At 72.1% G+C, this 20,983-nt stretch carries 18 protein-coding genes; 5 read left to right on the forward strand and 13 right to left on the reverse strand.

What is annotated here, in order from left to right:
- Positions 1 to 204 precede the first annotated feature (204 nt).
- Both OG990_RS18195 and OG990_RS18200 read left to right on the forward strand, forming a co-directional pair.
- Positions 205 to 987, forward strand: coding sequence for a 3-hydroxybutyrate dehydrogenase (locus tag OG990_RS18195; protein ID WP_406076339.1), 783 nt, complete (start codon positions 205 to 207; stop codon positions 985 to 987).
- A gap of 14 nt (positions 988 to 1,001) precedes the next feature.
- On the forward strand, positions 1,002 to 2,921 hold the full coding sequence (locus OG990_RS18200; protein WP_406076341.1) for a helix-turn-helix domain-containing protein: 1,920 nt from the start codon (positions 1,002 to 1,004) through the stop codon (positions 2,919 to 2,921).
- 41 nt (positions 2,922 to 2,962) lie between these two features.
- Here the strand turns inward: OG990_RS18200 and OG990_RS18205 are convergent, their stop codons facing one another.
- From OG990_RS18205 to OG990_RS18235, 7 genes are all read right to left on the reverse strand, one after another.
- The gene (locus tag OG990_RS18205; RefSeq protein WP_406076342.1) at positions 2,963 to 3,571 is read right to left on the reverse strand and encodes a TetR/AcrR family transcriptional regulator; all 609 of its coding nucleotides are present in this window, start codon (positions 3,569 to 3,571) and stop codon (positions 2,963 to 2,965) included.
- An 11-nt stretch (positions 3,572 to 3,582) separates the two neighbouring features.
- Positions 3,583 to 5,151, reverse strand: coding sequence for an MFS transporter (locus tag OG990_RS18210; RefSeq protein WP_355605707.1), 1,569 nt, complete (start codon positions 5,149 to 5,151; stop codon positions 3,583 to 3,585).
- 334 nt (positions 5,152 to 5,485) lie between these two features.
- Entirely contained in the window at positions 5,486 to 6,499 is a 1,014-nt protein-coding gene (locus OG990_RS18215; protein ID WP_328426025.1) for a branched-chain amino acid ABC transporter permease, read from the reverse strand.
- A complete protein-coding gene (locus tag OG990_RS18220; protein ID WP_109818387.1) occupies positions 6,496 to 7,377 on the reverse strand; it encodes a branched-chain amino acid ABC transporter permease in 882 nt (293 codons plus the stop codon). Before OG990_RS18220 ends, OG990_RS18215 begins: the two co-directional genes overlap by 4 nt.
- A 12-nt stretch (positions 7,378 to 7,389) precedes the next feature.
- Entirely contained in the window at positions 7,390 to 8,640 is a 1,251-nt protein-coding gene (locus OG990_RS18225) for an ABC transporter substrate-binding protein (protein ID WP_328426020.1), read from the reverse strand.
- A gap of 53 nt (positions 8,641 to 8,693) precedes the next feature.
- On the reverse strand, positions 8,694 to 9,386 hold the full coding sequence (locus OG990_RS18230; RefSeq protein ID WP_328426018.1) for an ABC transporter ATP-binding protein: 693 nt from the start codon (positions 9,384 to 9,386) through the stop codon (positions 8,694 to 8,696).
- Positions 9,373 to 10,134 carry an ABC transporter ATP-binding protein gene (locus OG990_RS18235; protein ID WP_328426016.1) on the reverse strand — a complete coding sequence of 254 codons (762 nt, stop codon included), beginning with the start codon at positions 10,132 to 10,134 and terminating at the stop codon, positions 9,373 to 9,375. The genes OG990_RS18230 and OG990_RS18235 overlap by 14 nt, the downstream gene beginning before the upstream one ends.
- A gap of 224 nt (positions 10,135 to 10,358) precedes the next feature.
- On the opposite strand from OG990_RS18235, the gene OG990_RS18240 reads away from it, so the two are divergent.
- On the forward strand, positions 10,359 to 11,216 hold the full coding sequence (locus tag OG990_RS18240; RefSeq protein WP_328426014.1) for an SPFH domain-containing protein: 858 nt from the start codon (positions 10,359 to 10,361) through the stop codon (positions 11,214 to 11,216).
- Between the two features lie 139 nt (positions 11,217 to 11,355).
- Here the strand turns inward: OG990_RS18240 and OG990_RS18245 are convergent, their stop codons facing one another.
- The 4 genes from OG990_RS18245 to OG990_RS18260 are packed head-to-tail and all read right to left on the reverse strand — an operon-like array spanning position 11,356 to position 15,268.
- Positions 11,356 to 11,955 carry an FAD-dependent monooxygenase gene (locus OG990_RS18245; RefSeq protein WP_406081804.1) on the reverse strand — a complete coding sequence of 200 codons (600 nt, stop codon included), beginning with the start codon at positions 11,953 to 11,955 and terminating at the stop codon, positions 11,356 to 11,358.
- Positions 11,956 to 11,997: 42 nt separating this feature from the next.
- A complete protein-coding gene (locus OG990_RS18250; protein WP_406076345.1) occupies positions 11,998 to 13,092 on the reverse strand; it encodes an alcohol dehydrogenase catalytic domain-containing protein in 1,095 nt (364 codons plus the stop codon).
- A complete protein-coding gene (locus OG990_RS18255; RefSeq protein WP_406076347.1) occupies positions 13,089 to 14,546 on the reverse strand; it encodes an aldehyde dehydrogenase family protein in 1,458 nt (485 codons plus the stop codon). The genes OG990_RS18250 and OG990_RS18255 overlap by 4 nt, the downstream gene beginning before the upstream one ends.
- A gap of 56 nt (positions 14,547 to 14,602) precedes the next feature.
- Entirely contained in the window at positions 14,603 to 15,268 is a 666-nt protein-coding gene (locus OG990_RS18260; RefSeq protein WP_328426004.1) for a TetR/AcrR family transcriptional regulator, read from the reverse strand.
- Positions 15,269 to 15,365: 97 nt separating this feature from the next.
- Between OG990_RS18260 and OG990_RS18265 the strand changes: the two genes are divergently transcribed.
- A complete protein-coding gene (locus tag OG990_RS18265) occupies positions 15,366 to 16,538 on the forward strand; it encodes an acyl-CoA dehydrogenase family protein (RefSeq protein ID WP_328426002.1) in 1,173 nt (390 codons plus the stop codon).
- Between the two features lie 21 nt (positions 16,539 to 16,559).
- On the opposite strand, the gene OG990_RS18270 is transcribed toward OG990_RS18265, so the two are convergent.
- Positions 16,560 to 17,597, reverse strand: a complete 1,038-nt coding sequence (locus tag OG990_RS18270; protein ID WP_406076349.1) for an aminotransferase class V-fold PLP-dependent enzyme — start codon at positions 17,595 to 17,597, stop codon at positions 16,560 to 16,562.
- A gap of 130 nt (positions 17,598 to 17,727) precedes the next feature.
- Between OG990_RS18270 and OG990_RS18275 the strand changes: the two genes are divergently transcribed.
- A complete protein-coding gene (locus tag OG990_RS18275; RefSeq protein ID WP_406076351.1) occupies positions 17,728 to 18,507 on the forward strand; it encodes an ElyC/SanA/YdcF family protein in 780 nt (259 codons plus the stop codon).
- Between the two features lie 200 nt (positions 18,508 to 18,707).
- Here OG990_RS18275 and OG990_RS18280 read toward each other — a convergent pair whose 3' ends face one another.
- Positions 18,708 to 20,894, reverse strand: coding sequence for an FUSC family protein (locus OG990_RS18280; RefSeq protein ID WP_406076352.1), 2,187 nt, complete (start codon positions 20,892 to 20,894; stop codon positions 18,708 to 18,710).
- Between the last annotated feature and the right edge of the window lie 89 nt (positions 20,895 to 20,983).

A 20,983-nucleotide genomic window follows, 5' to 3' on the forward strand; every position in this document is an offset into this window, starting at 1 on the left:
GCCCGCCCTCCCACCCGCCTCAACAGACACGCCCGCCCCAGTCGATCATGGATTTGTGGTGGGTGACAGAGGCCGCAAATCTGGATCGATCGGGCACCATAACACCATGATCGACGGGAGCGGGGGTGGCCACACAGCTTTGGTTCGGAGTATGTGTCGCTGCCCCATGTGCCCAGGGCCACACAGCTCGTAACTTCTTGCGCCATGACGGCAGAACCCGTGGCGGTCCCCCACGTCGTACAGGTCGACCTCGCCGGTCGTACCGCCCTGGTCACCGGGGGCGGCAGCGGCATCGGGCGGGCCTGCGCCCTGCGACTGGGCGCGGCCGGCGCCAAGGTGCTCGTGGTGGATCGCAACCTGGAGGCGGCCGAGGCGGTGGCCGCAGAGGCCGGCGGCCACGCCGAGGGGATGGACCTGGCCGACACCGCGGCGGTGGACCGGCTCGACGTGGACGTGGACATCGTCGTCAACAACGCCGGGCTCCAGCACGTGGCGCCGCTGCAGGACTTTCCCGTCGAGCGTTTCGAGTACATCCAGCGGGTGATGGTCGAGGCGCCGTTCCTGATCATCCGCCGCGCCCTGCCGCACATGTACGCCCGGGGCTGGGGCCGGATCATCAACATCTCCTCGGTGCACGGGCTGCGCGCCTCGCCGTTCAAGGCGGCCTACGTCTCCGCCAAGCACGCCCTGGAAGGGCTGTCGAAGGTGGTCGCGCTGGAAGGTGCCGCGCACGGGGTGACCGCCAACTGCATCAACCCGGCGTACGTGCGCACCGCGCTGGTGGAGAGCCAGATCGCCGACCAGGCGGCCAGCCACGGCCTCCCGGAGACTGAGGTGATCGAGAAGATCATGCTGACCCGGGCCGCCATCAAGCGGCTGATCGAACCGGAGGAGGTGGCCGAGCTGATGGCGTACCTCTGCTCCGCGCCGGCGGCCTTCATCACGGGCGCGTCGATCGCGCTCGACGGGGGCTGGACGGCCAACTAGTGGGCCCGAGCACAATGTCGACCATGTCGTCGCCGGTGGAGTTCCTGGAACTGCTCGCCCGCGAGGCCGCGCCGGTCGAGTTCGAGGGACCGCTGGTGGCCGCGCGGGCCGCCGGGCTGCCCGCCGACCGACTGGCCGAGCTGGAACAGGCCAGGACGGTGGCGCTGCGGGTCCGCGCGCTGCTGGAGCGCCGGCGCCGCCGGGAGACCGAGCTGTCCGGCCTGTACGACACGGTCAGCGACCTCGCCGGGCTGCGCGACCTGGACGACGTGCTGCGGGCGATCGTGCACCGGGCCCGCAACCTACTCGGCGCCGACGTGGCCTACATGACGCTCGACGACGAGGAGCGCGGCGACACCTACATGCGGGTCACCGACGGGTCGGTCTCGGCCCGCTTCCAGCGGCTGCGGCTGCCGATGGGCGCTGGCCTCGGCGGCCTGGTGGCCCAGTCCGGAGCCCCGTACGTCACCGCCAACTACGGCGAGGACGAGCGCTTCCACCACACCGGGGAGATCGACGCCGGGGTCGGCGAGGAGGGTCTGGTGGCGATCCTCGGGGTGCCGCTGCGGCTCGGCTCCACCTCGATCGGGGTCCTCTACTCGGCCAACCGCTCGGCCCGCCCGTTCGCCCGGGAGGAGGTGGCGCTGCTGGTCTCCCTGGCCGCGCACGCCGCCGTGGCGATCGACACCGCCCGACTGCTGGCCGAGACCCGCTCGGCGCTGGCCGAGCTGTCGGCGGCGAACACCACCATCCGCGCGCACAGCAGCTCGGTGGAGCGGGCGGCGGCCGCACACGACCGGATGACGGGGCTGGTGCTGCGGGGTGGCGGGGTGGAGGACGTGGCAGCCGCGGTGACCGAGGTGCTGGACGGGGCGCTGCTGGCGCTGGACGCCGAAGGCCGGCTGCTGGCCCGGGTCGGCGAGATCGACGAGCCGGACCGGGCGGACATCGTCGAGGCGGTGGCCGCGTCTCGGACCGAGGGGCGCAGCGTGCGCCGAGGCCCGCTCTGGTACGCGGCGGTGGTGGCTGGCACGGAGAACCTGGGCGCCCTGGTACTGCGACCGGACGACGAGCTGGTCGACGCCGACCAGCGAATCCTGGAACGGGCCGCGCTGGTCACCGCACTGCTGCTGCTGTTCCGACGCACCGTGGCCGAGGCCGAGGGGCGGGTACGCGGCGAGCTGCTGGACGACCTGATCGCCCGGCCGCTGCGCGACACCGACGCCCTGCACGACCGCGCCCGCCGGCTCGGGGTGGACCTGGACGCGCCGCACGTGCTGGTGGCGGTGGGCGACGACGCGATCGCCGCCACCGGCTCTGCCCGGCAGCGGGTGTTCTCCTGGGCCACCACGTACGCCTCGGCCCGGGGCGGCCTGGCCGCGGCGCGCGACGGCCGGGTGGTGCTGATGCTGCCCGGGCGGGACGCGGGTGCCAGCGCCCGTGCGGTGGCCCGGGACCTGTCCCGGGTGACCGGCCGGCCGGTGACCGCCGGGGCGAGCGGCCCGTCGACCGGGCCGGCGTCGCTGGCCGGCACCTTCCACGAGGCGGACCGCTGCCTCACCGCACTCGGCGCGCTGGGCCGCTCCGGCCAGGGGGCGAGCACCGCCGAGCTGGGCTTCGTCGGGCTGCTGCTGGGCACGGTCGGTGACCGGGGCGAGAAGGACGTGGCGCAGTTCCTCACCGCCACCGTCGGGCCGGTGGTCGACTACGACGCCCGGCGGGGCACGGCGCTGGTGCGGACGCTGGAGGCGTACTTCGGGGTGGGCGGCAGCCTGGCCCGGGCCGCCGAGCAGTTGCACGTGCACGTCAACACGGTGACCCAGCGGTTGGAACGGGTGGGGCAGTTGCTCGGCGCCGACTGGCAGAAGCCCGAGCGGGCGTTGGAGGTGCAGCTTGCGCTGCGCCTGCACCGGCTCCGCGCCCCCGCCGGCTGACCACCGGCCGGCAGGCCGGACCGGTCAGCCAGCGGGCCGGGTCAGCGGGCCCGGATGCCCTCCAACACGGTGTCGACGACCTGCTCTGGCAGGGTCCGCTCGTCCAGCTCCGGGTTCCACTGCAGCACGCGCTGGATCAGCATCGGCCCGGTGAGCAGCGCCATGGTCACCTCCAGGTCGAGGTCGGGCCGGAGCACCCCCTCGCTGACGCCCCGTCGCAGCACCTCGCGCATCAGCTGCCGGCGCGGGGCGATGATGTTCTGGTAGAGCTGGAACTGGTCCGGGCTGCGGTTCACCGCGGGCACCAGGCAGGGCATGATCTTCGCCGCGCGCGGGTCGACGTTCTTCCCGATCGCGCCGACCAGCAGGATCAGGTCGTCCCGGACGGTGTGCCCCTCGGGCTGCGGCAGGACGCCCTTGAGGCGGCGCAGCGCGTCCAGCAACAGGGCGTCCTTGCCGGCCCAGCGGCGGTAGATGGTGGCCTTGCCGACCCCGGCGCGGGCAGCGATCGCCTCGATCGAGAGCGCTTCGATGGTGCTGCCCTCGGCGAGCAGGTCGAGGGTGGCCTCGATGATCGCCTCATCGGCGCGGAGGCTCCGCGGTCGCCCGGGCGACCGCGGAGCATCAGCTGTGGACGTCATGTCGGACATTGTCCCCGAACCTAGGCCGTCCCGGCCAACTCGGGCTCTGCGGCCGGCGCCGCCGGTACGGCAGCCGCGGCCTCCCGGCCCGGCATCCAGCGCAGCACCACGAGGATCCCGAGCGCGGCGACCACCGCGGACAGCGCTGCCGCCCAGTGCATGGCGGTGACGAAGGCGTCGTTGGCCGCCGAGATCAGCGTCGGCGCCGCCGGGCCGAGTTGCCCGGCCGCCGCGTACGCCCCGGAGATCGACTCGTTGGCCGCCTCGCGGGCCTGCGCGGGCAGGCCGGTCAGCGCACCGTCCACGTCGGCCCGGTAGACCGCGGAGAGCACCGAACCGAGGACCGCCACGCCGAGCGCGCCGGCCACCTGGCGGACGGTGTTGCTCACCGCGGAGCCCACGCCGGCCTTCTCGCGAGGCAGCGCCGACATGATCGACTCGGTAGCCGGCGGCATGATGTTGGCCATTCCGACGCCCTGGAAGAAGAACACGACCAGCACGATCCAGATCGGGGTGGTCGCGTCGACGAAGGCGAACGCGGCCAGTGCCACCGTGGTCAGCGCCAGCCCGACGGTGGCGACCGCCCGGCCGCCGTAGCGGCGGACCATCGCGGCGCTGCGCGGCGCGAAGATCAGCTGGGCGCCGGCGAACGGAAGGAAGAGCAGGCCGGTCTGCAGCGGGCTGTAGTCGCGCACCAGCTGCAGGTAGAACGAGCTGAAGAACATCACGCCCATCGCGGCGAAGAACACCAGACCGACGATGGCCACCGGTGCGGCGAACCGGGGCAGCGTGAACAGCCGGACGTCCAGCGACGGGTGGTCGCTGCGCCGCTCGTGCTGCACGAACCAGGCCAGCACCGCCAGGCCGACCAGGATCGAGCCCCAGGCCACCGGCCGGCCGAAGCCGTGCTCGCCGCCGTCGATGATGCCGTAGGAGAGTGCGACCAGGCCGATCACGGAGAGCAGGACGCCGGGCACGTCGACGCGGCCCGGGCGCGGGTCGCGCGACTCGGGGACTAGCAGCGCGACCAGGATCACGCCGGCGGCCACCACCGGCACGTTGATCAGGAAGACCGAGCCCCACCAGAAGTGCTCCAGCAGGGCGCCGCCGAGGATCGGGCCGATCGCCACGGCCAGCCCGACCGCACCGGCCCAGACGCCGATCGCCCGGCCGCGCTCACGTGGGTCGAAGACGTTGGAGATGATCGACAGCGTCACCGGCATGATGGCCGCGCCGCCGACCCCCATCAGGGCGCGGGCCGCGATCAGCTGGGCCGGGCTCTGGGCGTACGCGGAGAGCAACGACGCCAGCCCGAACAGCGCCAGGCCGATCATCAGGAAGCGCTTGCGGCCGGCGCGGTCGCCGAGCACCCCGAAGGTGAACAGCAGCCCGGCGAAGACCAGAGTGTAGGAGTTGATGGACCACTCCAGCTCGCCCTGGCTGGCGCCGAGGCCGTGCACCGGGTCGGCCAGGGTGCGCAGGGCGACGTTGAGGATCGTGTTGTCGAGGACGACCACGAGGAGGCTGATCACCAGCACCCCCAGGATCGCCCACCTCCTCGGGTGTCCGGTGTTGTCGTGCAGCTCCATGCCCGGTTCTCCCCCCGGTTTCACCCGCCGCGCAATACGATACGGGCCAGACTCGTAACTGCGGACAGCGTAAGGCCGGCATTAACGATACGGAACGGATCCGTATCGTATGTGGTGGGCGTCACGCTCGGCCCACGCCCGCTCGATGCGGTCGGGAGGTCGCCGGGCAGGCTGCGGCCCGGCTCCGGCAGTACACGTCCAGCCCGACCCGGACGCCCTCGCACGGCATCCGCCAGCATCGGATCGGTCAGCACCAGACGCACCCCCGGGTAGGTGTTCCCTACTACCCGGGGGTGCGCTGAAACAGCGCGCGGTGGACGCGCCGTCGCGGGATTTACCGGCGGCGCGCCGCCAGTCTGCGGGCCAGCGCGGCGGCGCTGCCCCAGATGCCGCGCCGGAACAGCACCACGACGAGGACGAAGATGCCGCCGGTGACCAGGCCGATCGCCTCGAACCCGGAGAACGACAACCAGTCCTCCAGCCGGACCACGATCCCGGCGCCGAGCACCCCACCCCAGAGCGTGCCGATCCCGCCGAGCACGACCACGATGACCGCCTTGCCGGAGGTGGTCCAGTGCAGCACGTCCAGTGAGACGAAGCGGTGGCCGACCGCGAACAGCCCGCCGCCGAGCCCGGCGATGAACCCGGAGAGCACGAACGCGGTGAGCTTGTAGCGGTGCACCGGATAGCCCAGCGCCCGCGCCCGGGCCGGATTGTCCCGGATGCCGACCAGCACCCGACCGAACGGCGAGTGCACGATCCGCCAGGCGGCGGCCAGCCCGAGCAGCACGATCGGCAGGATCGCGTAGTAGAAGTAGTAGTCGTCGGTGAGGTCCCAGCCGAACAACTCCCGGGGCACCCCCTGCAGGCCGTTCTCGCCCTGGGTCACCGAGCGCCACTCGTTGGCGACGTAGTAGACCATCTGCGCGAAGGCCAGGGTCACCATGGCGAAGTAGATGCCGGTCCGCTTGACCGCCAGGTAACCGATCGGCACCGCCAGCACGGCGGCGGCGAGCGCCCCGGCCAGCACCGCCAGCGGGAACGGCAGGCCGGCGTGGATGGCCACCAACCCGGTGACGTACGCCGAGGTGCCCCAGAACGCGGCGTGCCCGAAGGACATCAGCCCGGTGAAGCCGAGCAGCAGGTCCACGGCGACCGCGAACAGCGCCCAGCAGAGGATGTCCACCGCCACCGCCGGGTAGAGGCCGTTGGGCAGCCAGGCGGCGGCGGCCAGCCCGACGGCGAGCAGCGCGTACCGCACCCAGCCAGGGGCGCGGGCCACGGCGACCAGTCCGGACGGTGGCGCCGCTCGGGGCGCGTCCGCCGGGGTGTCCACAGTGCTGGTCATGCCGGCGCCTCCTCACGACCGAACAGGCCGGCCGGCCGCCAGAGCAGCACGACGGCCATCACGATGAAGACGATCGTCTGCGACACGATCGGAAAGTTGGACAGGTACGCCTCGCCCCACGCCTGGACCAGGCCGATGCCGAAACCGGCGGCGACCGAGCCGAAGATCGAGCCCAGCCCACCGATCACCACCACCGCGAAGACCACGATGATCAGATCGGCGCCCATCAGCGGGTTGACCGCGCGCATCGGCGCGGCCAGCACGCCGGCCAGCCCGGCCAACCCGATGCCGAAGCCGAAGACCGGCGTCACCCAGCGTCCGACGTCGATACCGAACGCCCGGGTCAGGTCGGGCCGCTCGGTGGCCGCGCGGACCACCATGCCGATCCGGGTCCGGGTGAGCACCCACCACACCGCGACGCAGAGCAGCACCGCGAAGCCGAGGATGAACACCCGGTAGGTCGGGAAGTCGAAGAGCCCGAAGTTCACCGTCCCGCTCAACAGCGACGGGGTGGCGTACGGACTGGACTGCACGCCGTAGCGCAGCTTCACCAGATCCTGCAGGATCAGCGTCAGGCCGAAGGTGAGCAGGAAGTTGTAGAGCGGGTCGAGTCTGGTCAGTCGGTGGATCACCGCCCGCTCCAGCGCCATGCCGAGCAGGCCCAACCCCACCGGCATGATCACCAGAGCCGCCCAGAACGGCACGCCCGCCTCGGTGAGCAGCACGTACGCGCCGAACGCGCCGAGCATGTAGAACGCGCCGTGGGCGAAGTTGACCACCCGCAGCATGCCGAAGATGACCGCGAGCCCGAGGGCGAGCAGGGCGTAGAACGCCCCGCTCACCAACCCGTTGAACGTGTTCTGCGCGAATCCTGACACAGCGTCACACGCTCACAGCTTGCAGTCCGCTGACGGCGCGCGGAACGCCTCCGCGGCGGGGATCGTCTTGAGAACCTTGACGTAGTCCCACGGCTCGGTGACCTCGGACTGCGGCTTCACCTGGGCCAGGTACGCGTCGTGCACCACCCGGTGGTCCTCGGCGCGGATCTTGCCGTTGCGCAGGAAGACGTCCTCGATTGTCTTGCCTTCCAGGCCCTTGACGACGGCGTCCGCGTCGTCGGTGCCGGCGGCCTGCACCGCCTCCAGGTACTGCAACGCCGCCGAGTAGTTGGCCGCGTGCGCGAAGGTCGGTCGGGTGCCGGCCTTCTGCTGGAACCGGTCGGCGAACTCCCGGTTCTTCGCGTCGAAGTTCCAGTACCAGGCGTCGGTGTACGTGGTGCCGGCCAGCGCCGCCGGGGTGAGCGAGTGGATGTCGGTGAGGAACATCAGCCCCACCGCGAGGCCGACGCCCTTGTCCCGCAGCTTGAACTCGTTGTACTGCTTCACCACGTTGACCAGCTCCGCACCGGCCTGCATGGTGCCCAGCACGTCCGGCTTCGGGTTCAGGTTCGGCGCCTTGAGCAGGAACGTGGAGAAGTCGCCGCTGGTGTTCGGGAACGGCGCGCCGTCCTTGCCGACGACCTTGCCGCCGGCCGCCGTGATGGCGGTGGAGAAGCTCTTCTCCATGTCCTGACCGAAGGCGTAGTTCGGGTACAGGATGTACCAGTTCTTGCCGATCTGCTCGGTGGTGGTCTTCCCCGTGCCGTTGGCCAGCATGTACGTGTCGTAGGCGTAGTGGAAGGTGTACTTGTTGCAGCTCTTGCCGGTCAGGTCGGTCGTCGCGGCGCCGATGTTGAAGTAGAGCTTCTTCTTCTCCTTGGCCACGTCGGCGACCTTCAACGCGGCCGACGAGGTGGGCACGTCCAGGATCAGGTCGACGCCCTTGCGGTCGTACATCTCCTGGGCCTTGGAGTTGGCCACGTCCGGCTTGTTCTGGTGGTCGGCGGTCTCCACGGTGATGTCCTTGGTCACCGCCTTGTCGCCGTACTTGGCGGTGAAGTCGGCGATGGCCATCTCCACCGCCGTCACCGAGTTCTTCCCGGACAACTCCGAGTACGCCCCCGACTGGTCGTTGAGCACGCCCAGCACGATCTTGTCGCCGGTCAGCTTCTGGTCGCCGCCCGCCTGGGGTCCACCGCCGCCACAACCGGCGACCAGCACCACCGCGGCCGACGCCGCGGCCACACCCACCGTCCTGCGCATGCCCACTCCATCCATTCCGCGCTTCGTCGCGCGGATCGTTGTTGAGAGAAAAATCAGATCCCGAGGTACGCCAGCAGCTCGCGTTCCCGCGAGCGCACCTCGGAGTTGTCCATCGCCTCGGCGACGCGTCCCTCGGCCAGCAAGTAGTGCCGGTCGGCGACACCGGTGGCGAAGTGCAGGTTCTGTTCGACCAGCAGCACGGTCACCCCGTGCCGCTTGGCCTCCCGCAGCAGGTCACCGACCTGCTGCACGAGCAGTGGGGAGAGCCCTTCGGTGGGCTCGTCGCAGAGCAGCAGCCGGGCACCCATCCGCAGCACCCGGGCCAGCGCGAGCATCTGCTGCTCGCCGCCGGAGAGCATGGTGGCCGCGGAGTCGCGCCGGGTGTAGAGGGCGGGGAACGCCTCGTACACGCGCTCCAGCGACCACGGGTCGGGACCAACCCGGGGCGGCAGCGTCAGGTTCTCGGTGACGGTCAGCGTGGCGTACGCCCCGCGGTCGTCGGGTACCCAGCCCAGCCCGAGCCGGGCCCGCCGGTGCGCCGGCAGCTTCCCGACGTCGCGCCCGTCCAGTTCCACCGTGCCGCGCTGGCCGGAGTGCAGGCCCATCACGCAGCGCAGCAGGGTGGACTTGCCGGCGCCATTGCGCCCGACCAGGGTGACCACCTCGCCGGCGGCGACCTCCAGGCTGGCGTCCCGCAGCACCTGCGCCTCGCCGTACCAGGCGGAGAGGTTCTCAATGCGCAGCATCAGCGGCTCCCAGGTAGGCGGTGATCACGCGTTCGTCCGCGCGGACCTGCTCGTACGGGCCCTCGACCAGGACCTTGCCGGCCTGCAGCACGGTGACCGTGTCGGCGAGCCGGCCGACCACGCTCATGTTGTGCTCGACCATCACCACGGTCCGGCCCTGGCGGACCCGGCCGATCAGCTCGACGGTGCGGTCGACGTCTTCGAGGCCCATCCCGGCGGTCGGCTCGTCGAGCAGCAGCACCTTCGGGTCCAGTGCCAGGGCGATCGCCAGCTCCAGTGCCCGCTTGCGCCCGTACGCCAGCGACTCGGAGGGGGCGTCCGCCAGGTCGGCCAGCCCCACCATGGCCAGCAGCTCGTCGGCACGCTCGGTGTAGCGGCCCATCAGCTTCGCCGAGCGCCAGAACCGCCAGCCCAGCCCGCTCGACGACTGGAGGGCCAGCGCCACGTGCTCCCGGGCGGAGAGCTGCGGGAAGAGGCTGGTGATCTGGAACGAGCGGGCCACGCCGAGCCGGGCGACCTGCTCCGGGGGCAGCCCGGTGACGTCCCGCCCGGCCAGCTCGATCCGCCCGCCGCTGGGTCGCAGGAAGCCGGTGAGCAGGTTGAACAGGGTGGTCTTGCCGGCACCGTTGGGGCCGACCAGCGCGTGCACACTCTCCGGCGCGACGTCGAGGTCGACGTCGTCGACCGCCCGGAAGCCCCGGAAGTCTCTGGTCAGCCCTCGGGCCGACAGGAGCGCTTGCCCGGTCATCGCCTCATCCTCCGCATGGTCGCGGCGACGGTCGATTCGGTGACCGTGGTCACAGGGCCGTCGCGTGGAGGAAACGTACGGCCGCCCCCGCGAGTCGAGCCATGTCGATGGCATCCATATTCGGCCGGCAGGAGACGTGCGCAAACGCCACTCCCCGGCGTCGCCGCCTTGACCGAGCCACCTAGGTTGATGATCCACACAGCCCAGCGAAAGGCCCCCAACCCATGCCCGTCGGCTTCACCATGGCGATCGTCTTCGCCGTCGCCCTGGCGATCAGCGCCGTCCTGGCGCTCGTCGCCCCCAGAAGCGCGGTGAAACGGACGGCAGCCCTCGCGGCGCTCGGCCTCCTCGCCGTCACCGTGCTGATCGGCGTCGCCTCCAGCGCCCACTCGGTGCCCATCCGCTCGGTCGGCATCGTCACCAGCTTCGGCAAGCCCACCGGCGAGGTGACCGGATCCGGCCTGAAGTGGGTGGCCCCCTGGCAGAAGGTCGGCGAGTGGGACGCGGGCCGGCAGAAGTACGACCACATCGGCGGCAACAACTGCGTCCGGGTCCGCACCGGCACGCTCGCCGACGCCTGCGTCGAGGTGCTCATTGAATGGCAGGTCAAGCCGGAGAACGCGCCGAAGCAGTTCATGGACTACAAGGGAGACTTCACCAGCTTCCGGGGCCAGCGGGTGGGCGTGCAGCTCGACAGCGCGGTCAACGACGCGTTCGCCGCGTACAACCCGCTGGAGAAGATCGACGCACAGACCGGTGACCTCAACGTCGACCTGAAGCCGTTCGCGGCGAACATCAAGGCCAGCGCGGACACCCGGCTCGCCACCGACGTGGACATCCTCTCGGTGACCATCACCCGGGTGAACCACGACGAAAAGACCGAGAGCAACATCAAGGCGTTCCAGGACAAGCTGGCACAGACCCGCAACCTGGAGCAGGACCGCAAGAACGCCGAGATCTCCAAGCAGATCACCGAGACCAACGCGAAGGTCGACAAGGTGACCCGCTGCCTGGAGATCGCCGAGAAGAACGGCGCCAACCCGGGTCTCTGCATCAACCCGGGCATCGTCACCGGCAAGTGACCGGGACCGGCCCCACCCGCACCGGGTGGGGCCGGGTCACCCGACGATCGTCACGCGCTGACGGCGTAGTCCGGCAGGGCCAGCCCGCCGGCCTGGCTGAAGACGAGCCGCGCGGTGAGCTTCCGCAACGGGCGGGAGGTCATCGCGCGCATAGCTGTGTCGCGCAGGCGAATCGCGGTCCGGGTCGCCGGCAGGAAGCCGGAGATGCCTCCACCCGGAATTTCCTGCCCGCGCGCCACGTGCGCCCGCAGCATCTCCTCGTAGCCCCGAGCGGCCGGACGTACGCCGACTCGGGGCCGAAGGCCAGCGCCCGGGTACGCGAGTGCGAGCCGTCTGCCCCGACGACCAGGCCCACGGTGCGCGGGGCGGATCGCGCGAAGGTGAGCCGCACCCCGTCCCCGGTCTGCGTGAGCGTCTCGATCGAGTCGTCGAAGAGGTACTCCACGTCGGCGCGGGTCTCCTCGTACAGCAAGCGGGCCAGGTCGCCGCGCTCGATCTCGATGTCCGCCACGACGCCCTCGCCGTCGAAGGCGTGCACCGGCATCCGGCTGCGCACCCGACCCCGCACGTCGACGTACGCCATGCCCTGCTCCCGGACGCACTCGGCCCGTATCCGGGCGGTCAGCCCCATCCGGTCGACGACCTCACGGGCGGTCCCCCGCACGTCCACCGCCTGCCCGCCGGGGCGGAGCCCGGCCGCTCGCTCCACGACGGTGACGGCGAAGCCGTGCCGGCGCAGCCGCCGCGCTGATCGAGCAGCGGCCGCCGGCCGGACCTCAGCTCAGCCCGGGAAGCTGACCACCCAGCGGGCGCCCTCGCCCCGGGTCAGCCGATCGAACGCGGCTGGCGCCTCGTCGAGGGTGACCACCCCACTGACCAACGGCGCGAGGTCCAGGGTGCCGTCGAGCGCGGCCCGGGCCAGCTCGGGCACCTCGCGGTCAGGGTCGGACGAGCCGTACACCGAGGAGCGCAGCGTACGGGCGGAGTGGAAGATGTCCAGCGCGCCGAGGCTGACCATGTCGTCCTTGGCGCCCATGCCGACCACGGTCACCGCTCCCCCGCGCCGGGTGAGCCGCCAGGCCGCTCGGATGGTGGCGGCGCGACCGACGCACTCGAAGGCGTGGTCGACGCCCCGACCCTCGGTGCGCGCCCGCACGTCCTTGGAGAGCCGGTCGTCGGAGAGCAGGAAGTCGGTCGCGCCGGCAGCGAGCGCCAGGTCGCGCTTCGCCTCGGCGACGTCGACGGCGAGGATCGGCGTGGCGCCGGCCCGGCGGGCCGCGGTGAGCACGGCGAGCCCGACCCCGCCGAGCCCGATCACCGCCACCGACTCGCCGGGAGCCACCCGGGCGGTGCTGCGGACCGCGCCGGCGCCGGTGAGCACCGCGCAGCCGAGCAGAGCGGCCCGCTCGGGGGGCAGCCCGGTGGGGATCGGGATGACGGCGCTCTCGGGCACGACCACCGCCTCGGCGAGCGCGCCGAGGCCGAGGGTGAGGTGCAGCGGGGTGCCGTCGTCGGTCTCGCCGCGCGCGACGGTCGGCGCGGTGTTGGCGGCGCAGAGCCACGGCTCGTCGTGCTGACACCACCAGCAGGCCCGGCAGGCGGGCGCCCAGTTGAGCACCACCGGCGTGCCGACCGCCAGCCGGCTGCCCGGCCCGGCCTCGGCCACCACCCCGGTCGCCTCGTGCCCGAGCACCAGCGGGAACTTCGCGGCGAGGGTGCCGTTCACCATGGACAGGTCGGAGTGGCAGACGCCGGCGGCGTGGATCGTCACCCGCAGCTCACCGGGGCCGGGCGCGGGCAGGCGTACCTGCTCGACCCGCAGCTCGGCGCCGGACCCGCGCGCGACCAGCGCCCGCACGGTGACCGGGCCGCTCATCGCTGGATCGCCTTCAGCTCGCAGAACTCGGCGAGGCCGTGCACGCCCAACTCCCGGCCGAGGCCGGACTGCTTGTAACCGCCGAACGGGGCGAGCGGGTTGAACTGCGCGCCGTTGATGTCGACGGCGCCGGTGCGCAGCCGCCGGGCCACCGCCAGCGCGGCGTCCGTGTCGGCCGACCAGACCGCCCCGGCCAGCCCGTACTTCGAGTTGTTGGCGATGGCCACCGCCTCGTCGGTGTTGTCGAACGGGATGACGGCGAGCACCGGGCCGAAGACCTCTTCCTGGGCGAGCGCGCTGTCCGGATGGACGTCGGCGAAGACGGTCGGGGCGACGAAGTGCCCCCGGGCGGGCACCGGGGCGTCCGGGCCGCCGACGACCTGTCGGGCGCCGTCGGCGAGGGCCCGGTCGACGTAGCCGCGGACCCGCTCGGCCTGGGCGGCGGAGACCAGTGGGCCGAGCCGGGTGGCCGGGTCGAACGGGTCGCCGAGGCGGTAGCCGGCCACCGCCGCGGCGATCAGGTCGAGCGCCTCGGCGTACCGGTCGCGGTGCACCAGCATCCGGGTCCACGCGGTGCAGGTCTGGCCGGAGTTGATCAGGGCGTTGCCGACGCCCACCTTGACGGCGGTGGCCAGGTCGGCGTCGGGAAGGATCACGTTGGCGGACTTGCCGCCCAGCTCCAGCGCGACCCGGGCGATCCGGTCGGCGGCGAGCCGCATGATCCGCGCGCCGGTGGCGGTGGAGCCGGTGAACGAGACCAGGTCGACGTCGGGGTGCCCGGCGAGCGCCTCGCCGACCACCGGGCCGGTGCCGGGGACCAGGTTGAGCACGCCCGGCGGCAGCCCGGCCTCGGTGACGGCGTCGAAGAGCAGGTACGCGGTCAACGGGGTCAGCTCGCTGGGCTTGAGCACCACCGTGCAGCCGGCCGCCAGCGCGGGCGCCAGCTTCGCCATCACCTGGTGCAGTGGGTAGTTCCACGGGGTGATCGCGCCGACCACCCCGATCGGTTCGCGGACGACGAGGGAGTTGCCGATGCTCTCCTCGACCGGGGGGCGGGCGGCGAGCGCGACGTGGTCGCGCAGCACGGTCAGCGGCAACCCGACCTGCACCCGTGTGGCGAGCTTGAGCGGCGCGCCCATCTCCGCGGTGATCGTGCGGGCGAGGTCGTCGGCGCGCGCGGCGAGCGCGGTGTGCAGCCGGTCGAGGTGAGCGGACCGCTCGGCGGGGGCGGCGGCCGACCAGCCGGGGAAGGCGGCGCGGGCCGCGGCGACGGCGCGGGCCACGTCGGCCGGGGTGCCGGCCGGCACCTGCCCGATCAGCTCACCGGTGCTCGGGTTCTCCACTCCGATCACGTCGCTGGCGGTGGACTCGGTCCACTCGCCGGCGATGTGCAGGTGGCGCCGGAGGCGCAGGGCGTCGGGCAGCACCTGCGACGGCGGGGCGGCGAGGTCCATGTCGTCCCTTCGGGGGTGGGCGATGGGCGAGGAAACTAGCGCTGGGAGTTTGGACGCTACCCGCTGGGCCGGGCGGACTCCACCGGGTCGAGTGGGCCGACGGTGCGGGCGTACTCGGCGGCCAGGCCGTGCAGCAGGGCGTCCAGGCCGAGGGCGAAGGCGCCCTCGTCCACGCTCTGCTGGTGCTCGGCGAGCCGGTGCGCCTGGCGCAGGTGCGGATAGTGCGCGGCGTACAGCTCGGGGTCCTCGACGAAGCCCCGGGCGAACGAGCCGAGCGCCGACCCGGCCACGAAGTAGCGCAGCGCCGCCCCGATGTGGGTGGCCCGGGCCGGCGGCCAGCCGGCACGCACCAGCCCGCCGTAGACCGCGTCGGCCATGGCCAGCGCGGCGGGCCGACGCCCGGGCCCCTGAGCCAGGAACGGCACGATGTTCGGGTGCGCGGTGAGCGCCCGTCGGTACGACCAGGCCCAGTCGCGCAGCGCGGCGGCCCAGTCCCGGCTGGCGAAGCCGCTGGTGTCGACGGCGGCGGCGACCGTGTCGGCCACCGCGTCCAGGATCTCGTCCTTGGTGGCGAAGTGGTTGTAGAGCGAGGGACCGCGCACGCCCAGCTCGGCGGCGAGCCGGCGGGTGGAGAACGCCGACAGGCCCTCAGCGTCGATCACCGCGGCGGCGGTCTCGACGATGAGCTGCCGGGTGAGCCGGGGCTGACGTGGTCGGGGCACTGCGCTCCTCGCGGTCTCGGCAGTAGGGGCTGGACGCAGCAAAACTTACACCGCTAGTTTAAGGGTGACCGGCTGCGCCAACGCCAGGAGGACCACCGTGGACTTTTCGCTGACCGACGAGGAGCGGGCGGTACGGGACACCGTCCGGTCGTTCATCCGCCGCGAGGTGATGCCGCTGGAGGCGGAGGTGCTCCGCCGGGAGCGCGCGCACCAGCCGGGCCTGGACCACTCCGAGGTGCGCGAGCTGCAACTCAAGGCCCGCAAGTTCGGGTTCTGGGGCCTGGCCACGCCGGAGGAGTACGGCGGGATGGACCTGCCGGCCGTACTCCAGTCACTGATCTGGACGGAGCTGGGCCACACCTTCGTGCCGTTCCGCTTCGGCGGCGAGGCGGACAACATTCTGTTCCACGCCACCGAGGAGCAGAAGCAGGAGTTCCTCATCCCGACCATCGAGGGCGAGCGGCGCTCCTGCTTCGCGATCACCGAGCCGGGCGCCGGGTCGGACGCGGCGAACATCCGGCTGTCCGCCCGCCGCGACGGCGACGACTGGATCCTCGACGGCGAGAAGACCTTCATCACCGGCGGCAACGACGCCGACTTCGCCATCGTGGTGGCGGTGACCGACCGGGAGAAGGGCGCCCGCAACGGCGGGGCCACCGCGTTCCTGGTGGACCGGTCAATGGGCTGGCGCTCGGAGTTCATCCAGACCATGGGCGAGGGCGGCCCGGCGTCGCTGATCTTCGACGGCGTCCGCGTGCCGCACCGCAACATCCTCGGCGAGATCGGGCAGGGCTTCACCCTCGGCATGGAGTGGATCGGCAAGGGCCGCTACACCATCCCGTCGCACGCCATCGGCATCGCCGAACGGGTCCTGCAGATGGCGATCGACCACGCCAACACCCGGGAGACCTTCGGCGCGAAGATCGGCACCAACCAGGCCATCCAGTGGATGATCGCCGACTCGGAGACCGAGCTGGAGGCCGCCCGCTGGCTGGTGCTGAAGTCGGCGTGGACGGTCGACCAGGGCATGGACCCCCGACACGCCTCGTCGATGGGCAAGCTCTACGGCGCCGGCATGGTCAACCGGGTGGTCGACCGGGTGCTCCAGATCCACGGCGGCATGGGCTACACCCGGGAGCTGCCCATCGAGCGCTGGTACCGGCAGGTCCGGCTGTACCGGATCTTCGAGGGCACCGACGAGATGCAGCGGCTGATCATCTCGCGGGACCTGCTGCGCGGGTACACGAAGATCGGCGGTCACCTGGCCTGAGCGGGCGTGGCGCTGACCGGCTCAGCCGGTCAGCGCCGTCAGCGCGGCGTCCACATCGGCCTCGGTGGAGTAGAGGTGGAACGACGCCCGGACCCGCCCGGCCCGTACCGCCGCGCGGATTCCGGCCGCCGCCAGCCGCCGCTCCGCGTCGGGCACGTCGACGGTGACGATCGCGCTCTCCCCCGGCGGGCGGCCCAGCCCGGTCAGGAACCGGTTGGCCAGCGCCACGTCGTGCGCCTGGATCGCCGGCACGCCGATCTCGGCGATCAACTCCAGCGCGGGCGCGGCACCGACCCAGCTGAACCAGGCCGGTGAGATGTCGAACCGGCGAGCGTCGTCGGCCAACCGCAGCGGCGGGCCGTAGTAGGAGGCGTGCGGGTCGCGGCCCGCGTACCAGCCGGCGGCGTCCGGGCGCAGCCGGTCACGCAACGCCGGGGCCAGATAGGCGTACGCGCAGCCACGCGGGCCCATCACCCACTTGTAACCGCTCACCACCACCACGTCGGCCAGGCTCCCGTCGAACGGCAGCCAGCCGCACGCCTGGCTCGCGTCCACCACGATCAGCGCACCGTGCGCGCGGGCCGCAGCCACGATCTCGTCGTACGCCGCGACGTGGCCGTCGGCCGACTGCACCAGGCTGAACGCGACCAGGTCGGTGTCGGCGTCGATCGCGTCGACCAGCCCTTCCGGCGGCACGGTGCGGACGTTGACGCCGCGCTCCTCCTGCACGAGCCAGGGGAAGAGGTTCGAGGTGAACTCGACCTCGGGAACCAGCACCGTCGTTCCGGCCGGCAGCGACGCCGCGACCGGAGCCAGCATCTGCGAGGCGGTCGCGCCGACCGCCACGTCCTCGCCCGGCACCCCGATCAGGCCGGCGAACGCGGTCCGGGCCCGGCTCACGGAGTCCCCCCAGCCCTCCCAGGACGTCCGGCCGACCCGCCAGTCGGCCAGAGCCTCCTGCATCGCCGTCCAGGCCGGCTCGGGCGGCAACCCGTAGGAGGCGGTGTTCAACCAGCCGGGCTCCGGCTGCCAGAGCTTCTGTGCCTGCTCAATGTCCACGCGACCGACGCTAGGCGGAGCGCCCTGGCATGGGCACGGCCAATTGGCGACCGGCGGCCTGCTGCCTGCTGGCCACCGCCCGCAGCGGTCTGGGACGTGGGCGGGCGGGCACCCACCGCAGAATGGGGCCATGACGAGCATCGGTGTGGTGCGCACATTCGCTGCGGACGAGGGTTGGGGCGTCATCGAGGGCCCGGACGTGGATGATCGGGCTTCGCCGCCACAGGGAGTAATCCCCCGGATCGCGAGCGAAGGGAATCTCTCCGGCTTCACCGCCAGCCAGCTCCTGGGCGTACTGAAGGCCGTCACGATCATCCTGACCCTGCCGCAGTCGGCCGCTGATCACGTCGACGCGCTCGTGATTGCCAGCGGTCAGGGCGAAGAATGGCGTTTCACCCATGCGATCCGCGCCTGGGAGGCGAACCCCGGCCTCCGCTACCTCCTGGTGGCGAACGGGAACCCGGCCGAGGAGACCTACGTCGAGATCACGCTCGACTATCTGCGCAGCCTCGGCCTGCGGCGTACCAGAGGGGTCTTCCTCCAAGCCGACCCGGCTCCCAACACCGGCCTGCAAGCGGCATGGATCGTCGACCAGGTCCACGGCCGCGGCATCACCAGCCTCGCGCTCGCGGTGTCGCCCTACCATTTGCCCCGCGCCTACCTCACGGTCCTCAAGGCATTCATCAGGAGCGGTCGTCGCCTCCCGATCATCCCCGTCCCCGTGGCCGTCGCCCCGGACACACCCGTTCCGGAAACCGGCGCCAACGCCTACGACCTCATACCCGGGGAGGTGGAACGCATCCTCAGCTATCAGGACAAGGGATGGGTCGCCACATCCGAGGAGCTCCAGCAGTACCTACGGTGGCTGTGGAGTCAGCACGGATCCCTGCTCGGCAGGGCTGCGGGCTGAGCTTTCGCTGTGCCCGCGTCGGGAGCGCTATCCCTGGTGGGAGCCGGTCGGCAAGCCCTAGCAGGGCACACAGTCCCTGAAGAGCATGATGACTCTGAGGTATAGATATGGCACTGAGGTATCACGCTCACTAGCGACACCATGCCGGGCCAGCAGCGCCGTCGAGCGCACGGATCCGAGCGCATCCCACCCGCTCGGGCTCACGCCTTCCCGTCTCGGTCGGCCGAATCAGGGGCGGGCGGGTGGATCCGGGCGAGGCCGTCGGCGAGACTGGCGAGCCACCGATCGGCCTCCACCAGATGCCGGACCGAGGACCGCGAGTCGACCTCGCCGAGCAACGGGCGGATCCGGTCGAGTTCGTCGACGCAGCCGGGCGGGGTGGGCACCGGCCCCGAAGGCCGGCCGTGCTCGACCTGGTCGGCGAGGTCGTCGTACGCCGAGCGCAGCTCGCCGGCGGACTCCCGCAGCAACTCCGTGGCCGGCGGCCAGCCGGCGAGGCAGCCGGGCGGGTTACGCCGCAGCAGCGACTCAGCGCCGGACATCACGTGGTGCCCGGCGCCCAGGACCGCGTCCCAGTCCACCCGCCGGCTCGACGGATCGTGCCGCTCCGAGTGGTACTGGCAGTGCGACGAGCCAACCAGGATCATCCGCTGACCAACCCGGTGGAAGGCACGCTCGGGCGGAGGACCGCCGAGCAGCGCCTGGACGGTCTGCTCGACCGCGTCTCCGCTGGCCGCCAGGTAGCGGGCGGCGTTGCGCCGAAGGTCGTGGCTTGCGCCGCGCGGCCACATCGCCACGCCGACCAGCACGCCGATCACCGCGCCGAGCACAACGTCGACCAGGCGGGCCTCGGCGAGCCGCCATCCTTTGGGGCCGAGTTGGGCGAAGACGAACGTCAGCAGCAGGGTGAACAGTGCCTGTTGCCAGACCGGACCCAGCAGGCGACCGACGCCGAAGGCCAGCATCAGCGCGAACGGCAACGCGACGGCGTAGACGATCGGCTCGTCGATGACGAACATCAGCAGTCCGCTGACGACGGCGCCGGCGATCGTGCCCAGCACCGCGGGCCGCAGCGCGGTGCGGGTGTCAGCGGCCGAGGTGCGCAGGACGGTGAGGGTGGCCAGCAGCACCCAGAAGCCGTGGGTGAGCTGCAACACCCCGGCGGCCACCCGGGCGATGGCCAGCGCCACGGCCAGCCGCAGCGAGCTGTGCAGGTGTTCGGAGCGGGGCGCCAGGTGGGCGCGGAACTGCCGCCAGTACAACGTCCATGGACTGCGCCTCGCGTACTCGAAGAGCCCTGAGTAGGTATCCCCGTCGTCGAGTCGCGATCCGCTGGCCACCCGGGTCCCGACGGCGAAGACCCGCACCTGGTCGGCGAGGGCCAGCGCGGTGGCGTCCCGGCACAACCGGAACACGTCCGGCACGGCGCGGCCGCCGTCCTGCCCAGCGGGGTACGCCCCCTCAGCACGCCCGATCGCGGCGTCCAGGTCGCCGAGGTCAACCGGCGGCCCACCCGGCGACAGGCTCCGGCCGGCGACACGGGTCGTGTCGGCGCACGACCGCAGCAGCCGCGCCGCCGCCAGGTCCGGAGACCGCACCGGTGGGCCGTCAGCCGTCAGCCGATCCGCCTCCGCGAGGACCTCCCGCAGCGCCGACGCGCAGATCCGCAGCGCCCGATCACGAGCGCCGGCGGCGATCGGTGCCCACGCCGCGGGAGTACGGCTCAGCGCGAGCCCCGCCACCGCGCCGTACGCCCGCTCGCGGTGCGTCTCCCGACCGCCGTGACCGCCGTGCGGGTCGGTCAGCGCGTCCGACGTGGCATTGAGGAACGCCGCGACGCCATCCGACGCGTCGGTGAGTCGTTGCCGGTAGGAGACCGGAACCGGATCGGGCCAGAGGACCACCTCGGCCACAGCGAGCAGCACGATGGCGAGCGTGACCCCACCAAGCCGCTGCGGCAGCGTGCCCGGTTGGTACGGCGGGAACGACGCCAGGATGTAGAAGAGCTGGAACGCGCTGCCCAGCCCGACGAGGCGCGGGTTGCCGACCCCGGCGAACGCCACGACGAACCCGATGACCAGCATCCCGCCGGCCGCCGCCCAGGTGCTCCACGCCAGCAGCGTGCCCACGGTGATCAGCGCCCAGACCACCGGCAGCGACGTGATCAGGATCCGCGCCCGCTGGCGCGCCGGACCGGGCAACTGCGCGAACGACCCGGCGGCGACCGTGCCGAACAGCCCGTACGTGGCCAGCACCGGGTTCCCCGCGCCGTAGCGGCAGGCGTAGAAGACGAGGGAGGCGACGAGTGTCAGGCGTGCAGCACGCCGCAGGACGGCATCCCCCGGGTCACGACGACGAAGCCGGCCCAGGAGGCTGGTTCCGAGCACGCCTGGTCCCCCGGGTTCGTCGCCACGCCCCTATCCCCGGTTGACCATCTTCCCCGGTGGCGGCGGCTTTCGCTGCGAATCGTCAGCTA

The organism is Micromonospora sp. NBC_00858, assembly GCF_045207365.1.
Classification (GTDB): Bacteria; Actinomycetota; Actinomycetes; order Mycobacteriales; family Micromonosporaceae; genus Micromonospora.

Bases quoted from the DNA above. Each gene is read 5' to 3' on its own strand.
- OG990_RS18195 (WP_406076339.1), top strand. From the start codon at position 205: ATGACGGCAGAACCCGTGGCGGTCCCCCACGTCGTACAGGTCGACCTC.
- OG990_RS18200 (WP_406076341.1), top strand. From the start codon at position 1,002: ATGTCGACCATGTCGTCGCCGGTGGAGTTCCTGGAACTGCTCGCCCGC.
- OG990_RS18205 (WP_406076342.1), bottom strand. From the start codon at position 3,571: ATGTCCGACATGACGTCCACAGCTGATGCTCCGCGGTCGCCCGGGCGA.
- OG990_RS18210 (WP_355605707.1), bottom strand. From the start codon at position 5,151: ATGGAGCTGCACGACAACACCGGACACCCGAGGAGGTGGGCGATCCTG.
- OG990_RS18215 (WP_328426025.1), bottom strand. From the start codon at position 6,499: ATGACCAGCACTGTGGACACCCCGGCGGACGCGCCCCGAGCGGCGCCA.
- OG990_RS18225 (WP_328426020.1), bottom strand. From the start codon at position 8,640: ATGCGCAGGACGGTGGGTGTGGCCGCGGCGTCGGCCGCGGTGGTGCTG.
- OG990_RS18230 (WP_328426018.1), bottom strand. From the start codon at position 9,386: ATGCTGCGCATTGAGAACCTCTCCGCCTGGTACGGCGAGGCGCAGGTG.
- OG990_RS18235 (WP_328426016.1), bottom strand. From the start codon at position 10,134: ATGACCGGGCAAGCGCTCCTGTCGGCCCGAGGGCTGACCAGAGACTTC.
- OG990_RS18240 (WP_328426014.1), top strand. From the start codon at position 10,359: ATGCCCGTCGGCTTCACCATGGCGATCGTCTTCGCCGTCGCCCTGGCG.
- OG990_RS18250 (WP_406076345.1), bottom strand. From the start codon at position 13,092: ATGAGCGGCCCGGTCACCGTGCGGGCGCTGGTCGCGCGCGGGTCCGGC.
- OG990_RS18255 (WP_406076347.1), bottom strand. From the start codon at position 14,546: ATGGACCTCGCCGCCCCGCCGTCGCAGGTGCTGCCCGACGCCCTGCGC.
- OG990_RS18275 (WP_406076351.1), top strand. From the start codon at position 17,728: ATGACGAGCATCGGTGTGGTGCGCACATTCGCTGCGGACGAGGGTTGG.